Here is a 17,854-nt window from a genome sequence, read left to right as displayed (position 1 = left end):
GTGGCGCCGTTCTCGGCCGGTCGGGCCGCCCCACTCGCGAGCGATCGCGGATGGGGCGGCCTGACGCTGGTCGCGTCGTCGGTCGCCACGTTCGTCATCGCCGGAGCCCTGGCCTTCTATCTCCTGCCGGTCGGATTCGCGCTATCGGGGACGACACTCGTGTACGCCCAGGTCGCGACGATGCTGCTCGGCGCCGCACTCGTCGCGTGGTCGTCGATGTCCATCAGTCGGCATCGTCGACGCCGCACCGCCCTCGCCGAGATCGCCGCGGCTTTGGGATGGCGGTATCGCGCTGACATCGGCGACCACGCGTGGGGCGGCTCCATCGACGAGCAGGTCGATCGCGGCGACCGCACCGCGCAGGACCACCTGGACGCCCGACACAGCGCCGTCCCCTTCGACAGCGTCGAACGCACCTTCGTGGTCGGCGATCGCGAGGGCGCGACGATGCACACCGTGCGCGCTGTCCGCATCCCGCTGCCGTCCGAGGCACCGAGGATCATGCTCCGGTCGCGGCGCGGTGGCGGGGCGCTCAGCGTGCTCCCTCGGCGTCCGACCGGCCGAGCCCGCATCCGGCTCGAGGGGGACTTCAGTGACGTGTTCGACGTGTCAGTCCCGTCGGGATACGAGACGGACGCGCTCTATGTGCTCACCCCCGACCTCATGGCGATCCTCGTCGACGAGAGCGCCGACCTCGACCTGGAGATCGTGGACAGCACGTTGCATGTGTACTTCCCCGCCGTCGATCTGACCGATGGGGAGGAACTGCGGCGCTTCCTCACCGTGATCCCGGCACTTCACGATCGCTTCGGGCGACGAACCCTGCTGTACCGCGACGAGGCCGCGACGCCTCTCGATCCGGGGGCCTACCGGCGTGACGGCGACACGCTCGCCGGTCGTGCACGCCACGTCGACACGCGTACCCGGTGGTGGCCCGTGATCGCAGCCGTGGCCACACCCCTCGTGCCCATGCTCATCGCCGTCGTCTGGCTCCGGATCGCCGGCTGACCTTCCTCGAGATCTCCGGACCACCGAGAAGCCTCCTGATGCCGGTCTCAGGGGTCACGGAGAGGTCGAGCGTCCGTCCGCGTCCGTACTGGCTGAAGACCCGGGGATCGATGTAGCTCGCGCGTGCCACCGCGGTCGTGTTGCCGAGCGCCGTCGCCGCCGCCTGCACCGCGAGGCGCTCGGCCTGACTCCGGTGGTTCCGGCTGTCGAGCTCGCCGATCCGGGCGAGGGCGTCAGCGGCGATGATCGTGCCGTGCAGCGTGCGGAAGTCCTTCGCCGTGAAGGACTCCCCCGTGACCTCCCGGAGATAGGCGTTGACCTCTGCGGGCGTGAGACGCACGCGACGCCGTCCTCGGCGGTACGCGAGCAGGAAAGCGCCCGACTTGCCCGCGGCGAAGTCGGTCAGGGCGTCGGCCAGGGATTCATCCGTGATCTCGATCGACGCCGTGCGGCCGCTCTTGGCGGGGAACGACAGCGCGACCTCGCTCCCCGCGACGCGCACGTCTCGTCGCCGAAGCGTCGTGAGACCGCGACTGCCGTGTCGCACCAGATAGCGCTCCGACCCGATACGGAGGGCTGCGTCGTCGAGAAGACGGAAGGCGATGGCGAGGGCGCGCTCCTTCGTCTGCCCTTCCTGGGCCAATGCCCGGGTCACCTGCGCTCTCGCGCGTGGCAGCGCGGCGGCCAGATCGAGGGCGCGCACGAACTTCTTGCGATCTCGGCTCACCCGCCACAGGGGGTGGTACAGGTACTGCTTGCGGTCGGCGCCGTCCACGCCCACCGCCTGAATGTGAGCGAGCGGATCCGCGGCGATCCACACATCCCGCCATGCAGGTGGGATGACGAGGTCATTGATCCGCTCGCGATCGGCCTCGGGCGCCGTGTCCCCTGCCGGATCGACGTACCGGAACCCCGATCCCGATCGCACGCGCCGGAACCCCGGATCCTGCCCCGGGACAACCCGGATGAGTTTCGCCATCGTGAGCCCTTCCTCGACTGCCTGCGCTCGAGGATGCCCCGTGGCACGGATCCGTGGAAGGGAGTGGCGCCGTACCGTGCCCGCGTGCTATTCGCTCTCGGCTTCCGTGCGCGGCGCTGCGAAGGCGCTGCGCATGTGGTCGCTGGTGAGGAAGTCGGCGATGCCGATCATGATCAGGCTGAAGACGATCTGCTCCGACACCATCCAGAGCGGGTAGAGCCCGGGGATCGCCGCCATGACGAGCGTGATGACGGGGAAGATCTGCGCGAACAGACGAAGGCGCTGATACGCCCACCGCCAGCCACGCTGTGCACGCCAGGCGAAGTAGAACAGCGTCGCCGTCATCGCGAGCACCACGAGCGTGCGCATCCAGACGGCGAACGAGACCGACTCGCCGTCGACCGCGAGCACCAGCGCGACGACCACGGCCCCGACGCCGATGATCAGCTCGACGATGAGGAGCCAGATGATCCAGGTGAACGCACGCACCGTCTTGGGATGCGTGCGGTCGGTCTCGCTGATGGCGACGCCGGCCTGCCGCCCACCGGCGATCCGATCCAGTCGGAGGAAGAGGGACTCCAGAGCCATGCTCGGAGCCTATTGGGTCGGGAGCTGGTCCGCCTCGTCCGTTCGATGGATGCCGGTGAAGCCGTTGGCGGTCCCGGAGACGACCCGCTCGAGGACGATCGCCAGCACCCCGACGGCAAGACTGCCCGCGATCATGACACCGATGAATCCGGCATCGAGTCCTCCTCCGAGCATCACACCCGCGACGAGCGGCCCGAGGATCGCCCCTCCCTGGAACGCGGCCGAGTTGATGGCGTTGTAACGACCGCGCGTGCGATCGGAGGCCAGGTCGTTGTAGATCGCAGGAACCGTCGGCTGCAGCATCGTCTCGCCGAAGGCGAAGACACCCATGTAGGCGATCACGCCGATCGCCGCGGCGAGGGTGCCCGGCAGGAATCCGGTCGCCCCGAGGAGCACCCATGACAGCGCCCAGATGAGTGCCATCACCTGCATCACCCGCGTACGACGCCTGCCGGAGATGAGTCTGAGGACGGCGAACTGCAGCAGCACGATCACCGCGGTGTTGACGGCGAACGAGATGCCGACCACCTGCGTCGAGACCTCCGACACCTGTCGGGCGAAGGCAGGGAAGCCCGCCTCCATCTGCCCGTAGCCGATGAACACCGAGAGGAACGTGAGCAGCGTCAGCCAGAGCACGGCGGGGCGACGCAGGATCTCGCGATATCCGCCGGCAGGCGGGGCGTCGTCTTCCGCCTCATGCTGAGTCCGCACCCGTCGGAGCGGGCCCAGGAGCAGGGCGAGGGGAATCAGGCTGCTCGCGGCATCGACCAGGAAGATCGTCGTGAACGTCGCGGGGTCGCTGACGTCGACGAAGAAGCCGCCGATCACTCCGCCGACCCCGATGCCGAGGTTGACGAGAGCGAAGTTGACGCCGAAGTACTGCTGGCGCACCTCACCCTCCACCACCGACGCGATCAGCGCGTTGAAGCCCGGCCACGACACACCGAAGTTCACGCCGATCAGCATGACGGCGATCGCGGCGACGACAGGGTGCGTGGCGAATGCCAGAAGCGCGCACCCGACGATCATCGACAGCAGCCCGACGATCAGCACCCGACGCGCACCGAACCGATCGATCAGCGTTCCTCCCGGACCGGTCACCACGAGTCCGGTGATCGCGATGAGGCTCATGAGAGCGCCGGAGACCCCGAGGTCGAACCCCCGGACCTCGTGGAAGTAGATGATCGTGAACGGGAGCGTCATGCCGCGTCCGAGCGTCTGGATCGCGACCGTCGACAGCAGCCAGCGCCCCTCCGTTGGCAGGGCGTTCCAGAAGCTCCTCATACCGATCACCTCGACATTCTTCCGGATGCCGGGGACATCGCGATCCGCGAGCGGATTGTCCGCCGAGCGTGGTTTCTGCCATCATCGCGAGCATGGCGCTGTCTCTCGACGAATTCCGCACCTCGCTGCAGGACCCCGGTTCCCGGTCGGGCCTTGGCCTCCCCCTCACGGATGCGGAGGCGCAGCAGGTGGCAGCCGACCCGCAAGCGACCCGGAGCTGGTACGAGTACTGGCTGGCCGTGACGGCACAGAACCGGACAGCACAGAACCGGACAGCACAGACTCCGCTGCTCGGGGACCACGACTTGGGACACGCCCCCGCCTTCGCTGCGGCTCCCCCGGCCTATGGCGGCACTCCGCCTGCAGCTGCACCGCATGTCACACCCGGCGTCGGGCCGGAGAAGAAGAGCCGGGTCGGGCTCTGGGTGACGCTGTCGGTGATCGGCGCACTGCTGCTCATCGCCCTCATCGTCGTGGTCGTCGCCCTCACCACCGCCCGGCACTGGACGAAGGTCGATTCGCCGGAGAAGCCCGAGACCTTCCACAGCGAGGAGTACGAGACCGGCCTCTACCTCGTGGCCGACGACGGTGTGAGCCCGTGCGCCGTCGATCAGAACTGGACCGACTGCATCAACGCGATGGAGGCCCAGTACGCCGGAGCCTGCGCCGGGGTCGAGCTGGTCCCCGCCGCGGCTACGCTCTGCGGGCAGCATCGTGCCGAGATCGACCGCATGCGCGGCGAGGACTCGGAGGGATCGGTGGTGGCCTCGCTCGGCGACTTCGGACACCTCACGCGCACCCCGGAGATCGCGACGCGGCAGGTGTCCAACAACGACTACGAGGCGGCTGTCACCCACGAAGCCGTGTGCTACCTCGGCTTCCTCGGCGAGTGCGAGTAGGCGGGCGGACCGTCCTGCTCCGCACCGCCGCGCTCACACCGCCGCGTCCGGCAGGCCCACCTTCGCCTTCGCCCAGGAGCGCCCGCGGGTGTCCTTGAGGATGTCGTATTCGACGTCGACATGCGGCTCGATCGCGCTGTACTTGTCGTTCGGCGCGCCGATCACGAGCTGGAAGCCGAGTCCACGCCATGCGCCGATCGCGCGCTTCGTGAAGTGGGCGTCCGCCTTGATCAGAGCCTCGTCCATGAAGACGGGGGCGTAGCGCGGCCGGGCAGCACCCGCATCGCCGAGCTGGTAACGCAGCGCTGCGCCCACGATGAACGCGACGAGCTCCTGCGACTCCCCTCCGGACTTCTCGCCGATGTGGTCGTAGAGCGCGACATGCTCCCGCGTCGTCGCGGTGACCCGCTCGGCACTCACGCGAACGTGGTTGCGCACGTCGATGAGCTCGGCGAAGTCGGGGGCCGTGCGGCGCATCCGCCCGATGAGACGGCTCATCTTGCGGTACACGGCCTCGCGCTCCGCATCGGTCTCGGCAGCGTCGATCAGTCCTCGCACCTCGCGGAGCTCGCGGCGGAACCGCTTGCGTGCCTCGCTCTGATTCTCGCGCGGGGTGATCTGCAGACGATGGTCGTCGTCGTAGAACGGCAGCTCTTCCATGATGCGGTTGATCGGGTCGATGCGATCCTTGATCTCGCGGAGCGACCGGCTGAGAGTCGAGTCGAGGCTCGTCAGGTCGTTCCCCGAGAGCTTGAGCAGACTGTCACGCCATTCGGTCTCCAGCTCGTGGAGCCCGTTGGTCTGCAACGCCTCCAGGATGCTCTCGAACTCGCCGACGGACTCGTCGGGGTCCGGGAGGATCGTGAGGTTGTCCCAGCGCTCGAGGAACCCCGTCATCAGTCGCCGCATGCTCTCGCGCTGCTGCTCGTGGGCCTCCGCGGCCTCACGACGGTCCTCGTGCAGGCGCTGAGCGGCGGTCCTGAGCGCGGTGTCCAAGTGCGTGAGCCGCTCCGACGCGGTCAGGCTCGCCCCGCTCTCGGCGTGCAGGAACCGGCCGTCGAGGAACGACGCATGTGTCTCGCCGAGCGAGAGGTCCGAGGCCGCCGCGGAATCGATCACCCTCTGACAGGCATCGACATCGTCGGTGACCTGTCCCCAGTGCTCCTGGGTCTGGGCGAGTTCGTTGCTGAGGCGCGCCTCCTCGTCCCGGAGCGTGCTCGCGCGAGACCGCAGATCCTCCGCCTGACGCTTGAGCTGCGCGATCTCGGGGCTGGCGGTCGTGACCTCCGCTTCGACGGAGAGCCAACGTTCCCGTTCGGCCTCGACCGCATCGACATCGATCTGCTCCCACGTGAGGTCCTCGATCTTCGCGAATGCGGTCGATCGTGCCTCGATCCGGTCGAGAGCGGCTTCGGCATCCTGCGCCGTCGACGCGTAGCCGTCGTGACGCGCGGTCAGCAGCCGCAGCTGGTCGTCGATCTCGCGAAGCCGACGGTCGTTGGTGAAGCCGAGAACGTTGGCGCGCCCCTGACCACCGTGGGCTCCCCTGCTGCCCTGCGACACCTGGCCGTTGATGGTGAGCGCCTTCTGATGGGCGTCCAGCTGGGACGATGAGTCGACGCACACATATCCGAACCGATCCTGCAGTCGCTGCTGGAGCCAGCCGGTGAAGGGGGTCGGCAGGTAGTCGAGCCTCCCGGGGAGGGTCTGCGGATCGGCGTTGCGCACCTCGAGGAGTCCGGTGGGGACGCCCTCGTAGTTCAGTCGCTCCGGCGTGCGCGTGGAGTTGATCGCCGCCCGGAACGACGAAAGCTTGTCCGCGTCGACGAGGAGCGTCCTGGCGAAGCCTCCGAGGGCGAGGTTGAAGGCCTCGCGCCACGGTTCGAACTCCGTCCGCACCTCGATGAGCTCACCGACGAAGGGAAGCTCCGAAGGGTCGAGACCCGCCGCCTCCGCGAGCATGGCGCGTGACTCGTCGAGGTGGGAGGGGATGCTGCCGCGCACCCGACCGGTACGCTCGCGCTCCTGACGCAACCGTGAGATCTCGAGCTCGGTCGTCCGGCGCGCCGTCTCGGCGTCGGCGAAGGCCGCGCGCGCGTCGCGGATCCCCGATCTGGGCGATGAACCCCGGCTGCCGCCCACGAAGGCCTCGAACTGGGAGGCGTTCTCGATCTCTGCGCCGAGCTCCCGCGCAATGGCGTCGAACTTCGCACGTTCCCGCCGCACGTCGTCCAGACGACGTTCGGCGACGCGGAGCTCCCGTTGCGCTGTCTCGAGGCGGTCCCCGCCGGACTGCCTCAGGACGTCGAGCAGACCCTCGCGTTCGGCATCGGCCGCGTCGACGAGGGCGCGCTTCTCCCGCACGGCGAGGCTGAGGGCGCGTGAGCGGTCACCCAGCTCGACCTCGACCTCGCGCAGCAGATCCAGGCGGCGCTGAGCGTTCCAGAGAGCGGCCAGGGACGACGGATCGGTGAAGACTCCGACTTCGTCGATGATCCGCACCCGTTCGGCTGAAGCCGCGATGCGTTCCTTGATCCCTCGGATGGGTTCGAGTGCGCTGACCTGCTGCTTCGCGGTCAGCATCCGGGTGCGCGTGCTCTCCAACTCGTCGAAGTGCGCCACGACGGCATCCGCTGTGGCCATCGTCTCCGGCTCTTCCAGCACGAGCTTCTTGTACAGATCGTCGACCGTGGTGATCTGCTGCCCCGCTTGGATCCTGGCCAGCAGGCTGATCGCCTTCGCCCCGGACCCGGCCGCCCCGATCCCGAGCACGGCCTGCAGCCGGGCAGAGAACTCCCGGTCGGTCGCAAGCGTCTCCAGGCCCGCTGCCCGCACCGATGCGTCGGAGAGCCGCTGCGTCGCGGCCTTCTCCAGCTGTGCCAGGTCGAACGCCCCGTTCACGGTCGCTCGCACCCGGGTCGTGTCCTCCAGCACGCGGGCATCCGCCGGGATGTACCAGGCCCGCACGGCGGTGAACCGCGACCCGTCGTGGTCGAGCCAGGTCGTCGCGATGGCACTCCACGTGTCTTCGCCGTCGCCGCGGAGGACTCGCAGCTTGGTGCCGTCCTCCGTGCGGGATTCGTCGATCTTCCCTCGCCCGTACGAGAGGATGTTCCGCTGCTCCTCGCCGCGCGGCCGGCCGGTCACTCCGCCGTTCGACGCACCGTTGAACGGCGTCGTGTGAGGCATCATCAGCGCGATGTATGCGTCCATCAGCGTCGACTTGCCGGAGCCGGAGCCGCCGCACAGGAGTGTGGCGTTCGGCGAGAAACGCACCCGGTGCGGGCCGCCGTCGTATCCACCCCAGTTGATCAGCTGCAGCTCGTCCGCGATCCACTGCTGTCCCCGAGAACCGGCAGGGATGAGCCCAAAGAGCGTGTCGACCATCGTCATCGTTGCACCGCTTCCTGCGACCGCAGCCAGTCGCGGAGTTCCTTCAGGGTCTCGGCGCTGAGGACGACCTCGACGAGCGCCGTGATCCGATAGCGCCCGCTGGTCTCCTCCTGCACGATCCCCTCGCGATCCAGTCTGTCCATCGCGTTCCTGATCGCCTTCTGCTGCCGTGCCGTTCCGCCATCGACATCGGTGAAGTAGCTCAGCACTGTCTGCTCGAGATCCTCGATGTCGATGCGCACCGACGACTCGCCGGCCGCGGACTCCCGCTGGTAGACGGTGCGCAGATGCACGAGCACGAGCGTCTCCGCGCGTGTGTACGGGGAGTCCTTCAGCAGCACCGGCATATCGATCTCATCGGAGCGCAGCTGCTGCTTGTAGGCGAACCCGCGAGCGTGGTCGACGACCAGTCGGAGATACAGGTCGTTCAGACGCGACTCGATCACCTGCTGATGATCGAGCAGCAGCGTCCACTCCTTGCGGTTGCGCTCCGCGGCGATGAAGCGCCGCTGCAGGATGTGGGCGAGCAGACGACGGATCTCCGGATCGAGGGTGCCGCGGTCGCCCGCGAAATGCTCCTCGATGTCGTCTTCCATGGGGACGGGCGCAATGAACGGGTCATCGACCGCTGCTTCCGGCGCGAGGCTCTCTTCAGGCATGTGCGTCTTCCTTGGGGTTGCGCGCCGTGACGGCACCGAACGCGAAGCGTCGCGTCGAGCCGTCGGGGCGCAGAGCTTCGACCACCGAGACCGTGTCGCTCTCGGTCATGCCGATACGGTGGGCGATCTCGAGCAGTCCGACGAGGTCAACTGGGCGCCGGGTGTCGTCATCGCTCTCGGCGAATGCGGCGGCGAGATCGAACTCGGGTCCGAGCCCCGCCACGTACTGCTCGAGCTCCGCATACCTCGGACCGCCCCACGCGCGGGAGTCGACGTCGGCGAACTCGACATCCCCGGCGTCGGCCAGAGGCGCGGGGACCGCAGGCGGCCGGATACTGCTCACGGTCTGCCTGAGGTGCCCCAGGTCGGCGAGCGGAAGGCTGCGCACCGGTGCGTCGCTCGCCCCCGCCCCGTCCCACACGTGCAGCGCGGCGATGACGTCCCGCAGCAGGTCGTCGATCTGGCGGTCCCGCAGCGGATCGTGCGTCTTCACCTGACCGGTGATGACGTGCGAGGCTCGACGTTGCGCAGCCAGCACCTCCTCGACCCCGAGCTCCACGCGGCGTCCGATCGCGTCGAGCTCGGCCCGCTGCGTGCTGTCGAGCATCCGGGCGAACGGCTGCCGGAGCAGACCGTGCAGTTGGTCGGTGAGGGCATCGATGCGCTCCGGATCGCCGATCAGCTTCAGAGCGCCGGCGAAGGCGCGTCCTTCCGGTGTCGAGTTCATGACATCCTGCGCACGCTGCAGGTACTCGCGCAGCACCTCACCCGTAGGCCGCTCATCACGGCGCAGATGGGCGACGACGTCGCGCTGCATGAGCTTGAGGGATTCGGCGACCCTTGTGAAGTCAGCGGGGAGCTCGCGCGCTAGATGCAGCACGTTCTCCGCCTCCTCGAAGAGTTCTTCGTCATCGAGCGGATCGGCCCTGCCCGACTCCTCGATCCGGTCGATCTCGGCGTCGAGTGCGGCGCGCTCCTCCCGGAGGCGGGCGAGTCGACGAACGGGATCGGCCTCGGCGCTGTCGGCCAGATGCTCCACTGCCTCGAGAAGCGTGCGCACCCGGGAGTTGGAGACGCGCGTGCGCCCGCCGCCGGTGCGCCCCGCGATCTCCAGAGCCTCGACAGCGTGCGCGGAGAGTCGATACACCTCGACGTCGTCGTCGATCTGCTGCACCAGCCAGCCCAGGCGGACCCAGTTCCTCGCGACGTCGCGGCCGGTCCCCGAAGGGACCCGGCGGTCGTCGTCATCGTCGCCCGCATCTCTGAGCTCATCGAGGATCTCTGCGAGCTCGGCCTGGGCGTCGGCGATCGGGATGGATGCCCTGTCCGCCGTGAACAGAAGAGACAGCGACGCCACGACGAAAGGTGCGAAGCGTCCGTGCAGCAGGTCGAGAGTCGGAGTGCTGAAGGCGGTGACGGCGCGGGAGAATGCCGCTTCCACTCGAGTGCCTGTCACACCTTCCAGAATAGTCGGCACCCTCGTCGTCCCTCGACGCGACGCGTTGGTCTCGAAAACGAAGAAACCCCCGCCTGAGCGGGGGTTTTCATCTTGCTGGGGTACCTGGACTCGAACCAAGAATAACGGAACCAGAAACCGTCGTGTTGCCAATTACACCATACCCCAAGGGCGAAACCAGGGCCTCGCACCGAGAGTCAAGCCTACCCGAGCGGCGGCGGAACACCAAAACCGGTGGGCCGGGAACCGCCGCCCGGGCGCGTCGCGACTCAGCCGGCCAGGAACGCCGAGAGCGAGCGGAGCCGACGCAGCGACTCCTCCTTGCCCAGCAGCTCCATCGACTCGAACAGCGGCGGCGAGACCCGGCGGCCGGTGATGGCGACACGGGGCGGACCGTAGGCGATACGCGGCTTGAGCTCGAGCCTCTCGACGAGCTCCGCGGCGAGGGCTTCCTGGATCTTCTCCGGGGTGAAGTCGTCGAGGGGTTCGAGAGCCACGACGCACGCGTCAAGCACCTCGGCGGCGTTCGCCGGCAGGCCCTTGAGAGCGTCCTCCGCGTACGAGACCTCATCGGTGAACAGGAAGCCCACCATGCCCGGTACCTCGCCGAGCAGCTGCACCCGCTCCTGCACGAGCGGCGCGACGCGGAACGCCGTCACCAGCTGTTCGTGCGTCGGCTCGTCGAAGAGTCCGGCCGCAGCGAGGTACGGGATCGTCCGCTCGGCGAAGTCCTTCTCGCCCAGCATCCGGATGTGGTCACCGTTGATCGACTCCGCCTTCTTCTGGTCGAAGCGCGCCGGGTTCGGGTTCACGTCGACGATGTCGAACGCAGCAGTGAACTCGTCGAGCGAGAACACGTCGCGGTCATGTCCGATCGACCAGCCGAGCAGGGCGAGGTAGTTCAGCAGTCCCTCGGGGATGAAGCCGCGGTCGCGGTGCAGGAACAGATCCGCCTGCGGGTCGCGCTTGGAGAGCTTCTTGTTGCCGGTCTCCCCCAGCACCAACGGCATATGCGCGAACCGCGGAACGAACGTCGTCACGCCCGCGTCGATGAGAGCCGCATACAGCGAGAGCTGCCGGGCGGTGGACGGCATCAGGTCTTCACCACGCAGCACGTGGGTGATGCCCATGAGCGCGTCGTCGACCGGGTTCACGAACGTGTACAGCGGCACGCCGTTCGGGCGCACGACCACGAAGTCGGGGAACGATCCTGCGGGGAAGGTCACCTCGCCGCGGATGAGGTCCACGTACGTGACGTCTTCGTCCGGTACCCGAAGGCGCAGCGCGGGCTGACGACCCTCCGCACGGAACGCTGCCTTCTGCTCATCTGTGAGGTCGCGGTCGAAGTTGTCGTAACCGAGCTGCTTGGCGCGACCGGCGGCCTCGTTGCGCGCGTCGATCTCCTCGGCGGTGGAGTAGCTCTCGTAGAGGGCCCCCGTGGCGATGAGCTTGTCGATCACCTCGCGATAGATGTCGTGGCGCTCCGACTGCCGGTATGGAGCGTGGGGTCCACCGACCTCTACGCCCTCGTCCCAATCGATCTTGAGCCAGGTGAGCGCGTCCACCAGCTGGCGGAAGCTCTCCTCGCTGTCACGGGCGGCATCGGTGTCCTCGATGCGGAACACCATCTTTCCGCCGTTGTGACGGGCGTAGGCCCAGTTGTAGAGAGCCGTGCGGACCATGCCGACGTGCGGCAATCCGGTCGGCGAGGGGCAGAAGCGGACGCGGACGTCGGCACCACTGACGGTCGTGGTGAGGGGGTGAGGGGTAGCCATAGCCCTTCGATTCTACGGGGGACCGCGCATTCGCCCGTCGGCCGGGTGCGAGGGCTCAGCCTCCGGGGCAGTCGCAATCGCCCCCGCTGTGACACTGGCAGATCGGAGGCGGGTAATCCGCCACCGTCACCGTCTCCCGCACCTGAAGGTCTGAGAACGGGACGACCTCGTCGTAGCTGGCCGCATCAACGGCGTCACCGCAGGCAGCCCCCTCCGCCCGGATCTCGGCGGCAGCCTCAGGGAAGACGAAGTCGACGCACGTCGCAGCGGTCGACTGCTGGTACCACAGCCCTCCGCCGGTCTCCGCCCCACCCTCGACCGCGAGCGTCAGGGTCACGTCATCACCGGACTCCTCGACGGCCAGCAGGGTGTAGAGGCGGTTGCCGGTCTCGGCCCCGCCGCGCGCATCCGCGAGGAAGTCGAGTCCGGCGACGGTCGCTTCCGGATCCGCGACCATCTGGTCGCGGTACTCCCACAGCACGTCCTGCGCACCTTCCACGGAGTCGGTGAGGCTGTCCCTCAAAAGGGTCCCGATGCTCGGTGCGCACCCCGCGAGAACACCGACGGTGGCGGCGAGCACGGCACCTGCGGCGACCCGTCCGGCGAGAGAGGACATGGCTCTGACCGTAGCGCAGCGCGCAACGCATTCGCGGGAACTCGGGGCGACAAGCTCAGGGCGACATGCTCACGGCTACTACCGCGCGATGCTCCAGCGGCAGGAAGCCTTCCACGCTGCGCTCGTCCACGACGAGCTCGAACGCCGCGCGGAATCGCCGACGATCATCGTGTCCGAGCCGGGCGTAGAGAGCACCGGCACCGGCCACGCCCCCTTCAACCGAACGCCAGAGCACGTTCGGGTCCGCGTTCCAGGTCCAGCCGTGCTCGGTGGCGGTCACGTGCTCAAGCCCCGCGCTCCGCAGCATCTGCGCGAAGCCGGCGGCGCTCCGCTCGAATTCCTCGTCGACAGGCAGTTTCGCACCCGCGGATGACGCCACTCCCGCGCGTTCCGAGACCTCCGCCCAGAGCCACGAGGGCGAGAGCGTCCAGATCGTCGCGACCACGGCGCCACGGCTCACGCGTCGCAGCTCGGCTGCCGACCTGCGTGGGGAGCCGACATGGTTCAAGACGAAGTTCGCGACGGCCACATCGACGGCGCGATCGGCGAACGGCAGATCCGGCAGCCCCGCGTCGATCGTGTCGATCTGCGGACGGTCGCGGCGCGACACCGCGCGCATGGATGCTTCCGGCTCACAGGCCTGGACGCGCCATCCCGCATCGGCCCAGGCTGCAGCGAGCCTGCCGTCACCCGCGCCGACGTCGAGCAGACTGCGTCCGGTCGGTGCCCCGAGTGCGCGCTGCATCGCCGGCAGGGTCCCTGCGCAGAGCTCGGCGTAGGAAGCGGAATACGCCTCGCCGACGCCGGCCCAGTCCTTCATCGGGAGCCGGCGCGGGCGAGCGGGGACAGCGCCACGATCGCGATGACCAGGACGAATGCCGCCACACCGAGCCCCGCGTACTGGAAGTTCGCCAGCACCACACCCGCCAGCACCGATCCCGCCGCCGCCGACAAGCTCATCAGAGAATCGCTGCGGCCCTGCCTCCGTGTACGGAGCTCGGGTGCGGACGACTCCGTGAGAAGAGCGGCACCGGCGACCGTCGCCGCGCTCCATCCCAGTCCGAGCAGGATGAGCGCGACCATCACGCCCCACGCCTCCGTACCGGTGAACACCGCGAACGCCAGAGCACCGGCGAGCAGCACCTGCCCGAGCATCACCACCTGGAGCCTGCCCCAACGGTCGGCCAGCACACCGAAGACGGGCGAGAGCGCGTACATGCCACCCACGTGCAAGGCGATCGTGATCCCCACGAGCGCTGACACATCCGCCGGGGTCGCTGCCATGCCCCCGGCGCCGTGCGCCATGTGCGAGAGATGCACCGGCGTCATGGCCATGACCGAGGCCATGACCACGTGGGATCCGGCGATCGCGAAGATCGCGTACCGGGCCACGCGCGGCCGATCCCCGGCCACCACCCCGTCCGTCGAAGCCGAGGCCTTCGCGAGGCGCTGTGCCGCGAGCAGCGGATCCGGACGCAGAGCGACGACGTACAGCACGAGCGCCGCGCACTGCGCGACGAAGGAGAAGAGATACGAGCCCGTCTGCGGCGGCATCCCCACCGCCTGGCCGACGATCTCCCCCGGCCCGAGAAGCAGCGGACCGGCGACCCCGCCGATCGTGGTCGACCAGACGACGATGGACAGGTCTCTGCCGCGATGCCGGGGAGCGGCGAGATCGGTCGCCGCGAACCGCGACTGCAGGTTTCCCGCGTTGCCTGCCCCGATCATCAGGATGCCGACGAGCAGCAGCGGGAAGATCCGCAGAGACGCGGCGAGGATGACGACCGCGATGCCCACCAGGGCGAACAGGTTCCCGAGCGTGAGTGCGCGACGACGCCCGACGCGGGCGGCGAGACGGGCGAGCGGAATCGCGCACGCGGCCGCTCCCAGAGTGACGGAAGCGGTCGCGAGTCCGGAGAGCGCGTCGTTGCCCGAGATGTCCGCCGCGAGGAGGGCGCCGAGCGAGACGGTGGCGCCGAAGGCGATCCCGCCGAGCACCTGCCCCAGCGACAGCACCAGGACGGTACGCCGCTGAACCGCCTGCTGCTGCGTCGCCGTCAGGGCGACATCGGTCATGACACGGGAACGGCGTCGCGCACGGTGTTGCGGAGGATGCCGAGTCCGGAGATCTCGACCTCGACGACGTCTCCCGCCTCGAACGTGCCCACGCCCGCCGGAGTCCCCGTCATGATGACGTCGCCCGGAAGCAGAGTGAACACCGCCGAGGCGTACTCGATGATCGCCGGCACCGAGTGGATCATGTCGCTGAGTGGCGCCTGCTGCCGCACCTCGCCGTTCACCCGTGTCTCGATCGTGGCCTTGGCCGGATCGAAGTCCGTCTCGATCACGGGGCCGAGCGGGCAGAAGGTGTCGAAGCCCTTGGCCCGCGACCACTGACCGTCCTTGCGCTGGAGGTCACGCGCGGTGACGTCGTTGCCGATCGTGTAGCCGAGCACGTAGTCGAGTGCGTTCTCGGCCTTCACGTTCTTCGCGATCTTGCCGATCACCACCACGAGCTCACCCTCGTACTCGGTGCGCTCGGAGAGCGTCGGACGCACGATCGTGTCTCCGGGCCCGATCACCGACGTGTTCGGCTTGAGGAAGAGCAGCGGCTCCTCGGGCGCCTCTCCCCCCATCTCCGCCGCGTGATCGTGGTAGTTCTTGCCGACGCAGACGACCTTGGACCGCGGGATCACCGGAGCGAGCAGCGCAGCATCCGCGAGTGGCACGCGGGCACCGGTGGTCTCATACCCCGTGAACATCGGGTCACCAGCGAGCACCACGAGCTCACGCTCGTCGATGATCCCGTACATGATGGCTTCGTCGTGGCTGAACCGGGCGATCTTCATGAGATCAGCCTATCGAGCGCCTCACCGGTCCCAGCACCCTCCGAGACCCACCGCTCGCGACGAGACCCACGGCCCCGGGCGGACGACAGCGTGGGTGTCGGCGGGGGACGTGGGTCTCGGCAGCGGGAATCTCAGGCGTCGAGGCGAAGGAGCCAGCCGTGCTTGTCCTCGCGGCGGCCGTACTGGATGTCGGTGAGTTCTTCGCGGAGGGACAGTGCGAGCTCGCCCAGCGGCTGCGGCTCGTCGAAGCCCTCGCCCACGAGCGCGCCGATCGGGGTCACGACCGCGGCCGTGCCACAGGCGAACACCTCGACGATGTCGCCGGAGGCCACGCCCTCGCGCCACTCGTCGATCGAGATCGGACGCTTCTCGACCGTGTAGCCGCGGTCCTCGGCCAGCTGCAGCAGCGAGTCGCGCGTGATGCCCTCGAGGATGCTGTCGGACTCCGGCGTGACGACCCGGCCGTCCTTGAAGACGAACACGACGTTCATGCCGCCGAGCTCCTCCACGTCGCGGTTCTCGTTGAGGAACACGACCTGGTCGCAGCCCTTCGCACTGGCCTCGGCCTGCGGCAACAGGCTGGAAGCGTAGTTGCCACCCGTCTTCGCCTTGCCGGTGCCACCGCGACCCGCGCGGGCGTAGTCCTCGGAGAGCCAGATGCGCACGGGCTTCACGCCCCCGGTGAAGTAGGCGCCGGCGGGGCTCGCGATCACGTAGTAGGCGACCTTCTGCGCCGCCCGCACGCCGAGGAAGGCCTCCTTGGCGAACATGAACGGGCGCAGATACAGGCTCTGGTCGGCGCCGGACGGCACCCACCGGCCGTCGACGGCGATGAGCTCCCGGAGCGACTGGATGAAGTACTCCGTCGGCAGCTCGGGCAGCGCGAGGCGGCGGGCACTGGCCTGCAGACGAGCGGCGTTGCGGTCGGGACGGAAGGTGTGGATCGAGCCGTCGGCGTGCCGATACGCCTTGATGCCCTCGAAGATCTCCTGTGCGTAGTGCAGCACGGAGGCGGCGGGGTCGAGCGGGATCGGACCGTAGGGCTGCACGCGCGGACGGTGCCAGCCGCCCTTGGCCGACCAGCAGATGTCGACCATGTGGTCCGTGAAGACGACCCCGAACCCGGGGTTCTCCAGCACCTCGGCGACGCGTGCCGGCGAGGCCGCGGTCAGGTTCTTCGTCACGGCGAACTCCAGGGGAGCCACGCTCGTCTCGGCGTCGATCGTCGTCATGTCATCATCCAATCCTCGTGGGGCGGGCGCATCCTCGCGCCCTGTCAGCCTACGCCCGCTGTTCAGAGACGGGCAGTGATCGCGGAGCCGATCTCCGCGGTGGTGCGGGCACCGCTCCGGGCGGCGATGTCCGCCTCGACCGCGGCGCTCACCCGCGCCGACTCGGCCGCGAGGCCGAGGTGGTCGAGCAGCAGCGCGATGGAGAGGATCGCGGCGGTCGGGTCGGCCTTCTGCTGACCCGCGATGTCCGGCGCCGAGCCGTGCACGGGCTCGAACATCGACGGGAAGGCGCCATCGGGATTGATGTTCCCCGATGCGGCGAGGCCGATGCCGCCCGTGACGGCGCCGGCGAGGTCGGTGAGGATGTCACCGAAGAGATTGTCGGTCACGATCACGTCGAAGCGCGAGGGATCGGTGACCAGGAAGATGGTGGCGGCGTCGACGTGCAGATAGTCGACGGCGACGTCGGGGTGCTCGGAGGCGACCTCGTTCACGACGCGCTGCCAGATGGCGCCCGCGTGCACGAGCACGTTGGTCTTGTGCACGAGGGTCAGCTTCTTGCGACGACGCTCCGCGAGGGCGAACGCATAGCGGACGACCCGCTCGACACCGAAGGCCGTGTTCACGGAGGTCTCGTTCGCCACCTCCTGCGGCGTCCCCTTCCGGATCGCTCCGCCGTTGCCGACGTAGGGCCCCTCCGTACCCTCGCGGACGACGACGAAGTCGACCTCCCCCGGGTCCGACAGCGGGCCGGGTGCCCCGGCGAAGAGCTTCGAGGGGCGGAGGTTCACGTAGTGGTCGAGAGTGAACCGCAGCTTGAGCAGCAGTCCGCGCTCGATGTTCGCATCCTTCAGCCGCGGGTCCCCCGGCGTCCCCCCGACGGCACCGAGGAGGATCGCATCATGAGCGGAGATCGCGGCGAGGTCGTCATCCGTGAGCGTGTCGCCGGTCTCGAGGAATCGGCCGGCACCGAGCGAGAAGCGGGTCTTGTCGAACGTCACGTCGCCGTCGGCAGTGACGGCGTCGAGCACCTTCTCCGCCTCGGCGATGACCTCGGGACCGATGCCGTCACCCGGGATGACGGCCAGCTTCACGACACGCGACATGAGACTCCTT

15 protein-coding genes and 1 tRNA gene are annotated in these 17,854 nt (G+C 68.6%); 2 read left to right on the top strand and 14 right to left on the bottom strand.

The features are described from left to right. Nucleotides 1–1,008, top strand: a complete 1,008-nt coding sequence (locus AB4070_RS00940) for a hypothetical protein (RefSeq protein ID WP_441978528.1) — start codon at nt 1–3, stop codon at nt 1,006–1,008. On the opposite strand, the gene AB4070_RS00935 is transcribed toward AB4070_RS00940, so the two are convergent. The 3 genes from AB4070_RS00935 to AB4070_RS00925 form a co-directional block, all read right to left on the bottom strand. Continuing rightward, complete coding sequence (locus tag AB4070_RS00935) at nt 974–1,987, bottom strand: DNA topoisomerase IB (protein ID WP_441978527.1); 1,014 nt, start codon at nt 1,985–1,987, stop codon at nt 974–976. The genes AB4070_RS00940 and AB4070_RS00935 overlap by 35 nt on opposite strands. Before the next feature lie 87 nt (nt 1,988–2,074). Further along, the gene (locus AB4070_RS00930) at nt 2,075–2,575 is read right to left on the bottom strand and encodes a hypothetical protein (RefSeq protein WP_441978526.1); all 501 of its coding nucleotides are present in this window, start codon (nt 2,573–2,575) and stop codon (nt 2,075–2,077) included. A 9-nt stretch (nt 2,576–2,584) separates the two neighbouring features. Continuing rightward, the gene (locus AB4070_RS00925; protein ID WP_441978525.1) at nt 2,585–3,859 is read right to left on the bottom strand and encodes an MFS transporter; all 1,275 of its coding nucleotides are present in this window, start codon (nt 3,857–3,859) and stop codon (nt 2,585–2,587) included. A 92-nt stretch (nt 3,860–3,951) separates the two neighbouring features. Between AB4070_RS00925 and AB4070_RS00920 the strand changes: the two genes are divergently transcribed. Continuing rightward, nucleotides 3,952–4,758, top strand: a complete 807-nt coding sequence (locus AB4070_RS00920) for a hypothetical protein (RefSeq protein WP_441978524.1) — start codon at nt 3,952–3,954, stop codon at nt 4,756–4,758. A gap of 33 nt (nt 4,759–4,791) precedes the next feature. On the opposite strand, the gene AB4070_RS00915 is transcribed toward AB4070_RS00920, so the two are convergent. The 11 genes from AB4070_RS00915 to AB4070_RS00865 all read right to left on the bottom strand — a co-directional run bounded on the left by AB4070_RS00915 (nt 4,792) and on the right by AB4070_RS00865 (nt 17,844). Beyond that, the gene (locus AB4070_RS00915) at nt 4,792–8,151 is read right to left on the bottom strand and encodes an ATP-binding protein (protein ID WP_441978523.1); all 3,360 of its coding nucleotides are present in this window, start codon (nt 8,149–8,151) and stop codon (nt 4,792–4,794) included. Beyond that, on the bottom strand, nt 8,148–8,810 hold the full coding sequence (locus AB4070_RS00910) for a DUF4194 domain-containing protein (protein ID WP_441978522.1): 663 nt from the start codon (nt 8,808–8,810) through the stop codon (nt 8,148–8,150). The genes AB4070_RS00915 and AB4070_RS00910 overlap by 4 nt, the downstream gene beginning before the upstream one ends. After that, entirely contained in the window at nt 8,803–10,266 is a 1,464-nt protein-coding gene (locus tag AB4070_RS00905; protein WP_441978521.1) for a DUF3375 domain-containing protein, read from the bottom strand. The genes AB4070_RS00910 and AB4070_RS00905 overlap by 8 nt, the downstream gene beginning before the upstream one ends. 96 nt (nt 10,267–10,362) lie before the next feature. Beyond that, nucleotides 10,363–10,434 (bottom strand) — tRNA-Gln (locus tag AB4070_RS00900). A 101-nt stretch (nt 10,435–10,535) separates the two neighbouring features. Then, complete coding sequence (gene gltX / locus AB4070_RS00895; protein ID WP_441978520.1) at nt 10,536–12,041, bottom strand: glutamate--tRNA ligase; 1,506 nt, start codon at nt 12,039–12,041, stop codon at nt 10,536–10,538. A 55-nt stretch (nt 12,042–12,096) separates the two neighbouring features. Continuing rightward, nucleotides 12,097–12,657, bottom strand: coding sequence for a hypothetical protein (locus tag AB4070_RS00890; protein WP_441978519.1), 561 nt, complete (start codon nt 12,655–12,657; stop codon nt 12,097–12,099). Nucleotides 12,658–12,712: 55 nt separating this feature from the next. Continuing rightward, entirely contained in the window at nt 12,713–13,477 is a 765-nt protein-coding gene (locus AB4070_RS00885) for a class I SAM-dependent methyltransferase (RefSeq protein WP_441978518.1), read from the bottom strand. Continuing rightward, the gene (locus AB4070_RS00880) at nt 13,474–14,733 is read right to left on the bottom strand and encodes an MFS transporter (protein WP_441978517.1); all 1,260 of its coding nucleotides are present in this window, start codon (nt 14,731–14,733) and stop codon (nt 13,474–13,476) included. Before AB4070_RS00880 ends, AB4070_RS00885 begins: the two co-directional genes overlap by 4 nt. Beyond that, the gene (locus AB4070_RS00875; RefSeq protein ID WP_441978516.1) at nt 14,730–15,506 is read right to left on the bottom strand and encodes a fumarylacetoacetate hydrolase family protein; all 777 of its coding nucleotides are present in this window, start codon (nt 15,504–15,506) and stop codon (nt 14,730–14,732) included. The genes AB4070_RS00880 and AB4070_RS00875 overlap by 4 nt, the downstream gene beginning before the upstream one ends. Nucleotides 15,507–15,637: 131 nt before the next feature. After that, nucleotides 15,638–16,738 carry a branched-chain amino acid aminotransferase gene (locus AB4070_RS00870; RefSeq protein WP_441978515.1) on the bottom strand — a complete coding sequence of 367 codons (1,101 nt, stop codon included), beginning with the start codon at nt 16,736–16,738 and terminating at the stop codon, nt 15,638–15,640. A gap of 62 nt (nt 16,739–16,800) precedes the next feature. Beyond that, nucleotides 16,801–17,844, bottom strand: a complete 1,044-nt coding sequence (locus AB4070_RS00865) for a 3-isopropylmalate dehydrogenase (protein ID WP_441978514.1) — start codon at nt 17,842–17,844, stop codon at nt 16,801–16,803. Nucleotides 17,845–17,854: the final 10 nt, after the last annotated feature.

It is taken from the genome of Microbacterium sp. 2RAF4 (assembly GCF_052115285.1).
GTDB classification, from domain to species: Bacteria; Actinomycetota; Actinomycetes; order Actinomycetales; family Microbacteriaceae; genus Microbacterium; species Microbacterium oxydans.
The sequence above is the reverse complement of the archived record's forward strand: the minus strand, read 5'-3'. Positions and strand labels throughout refer to the sequence as shown.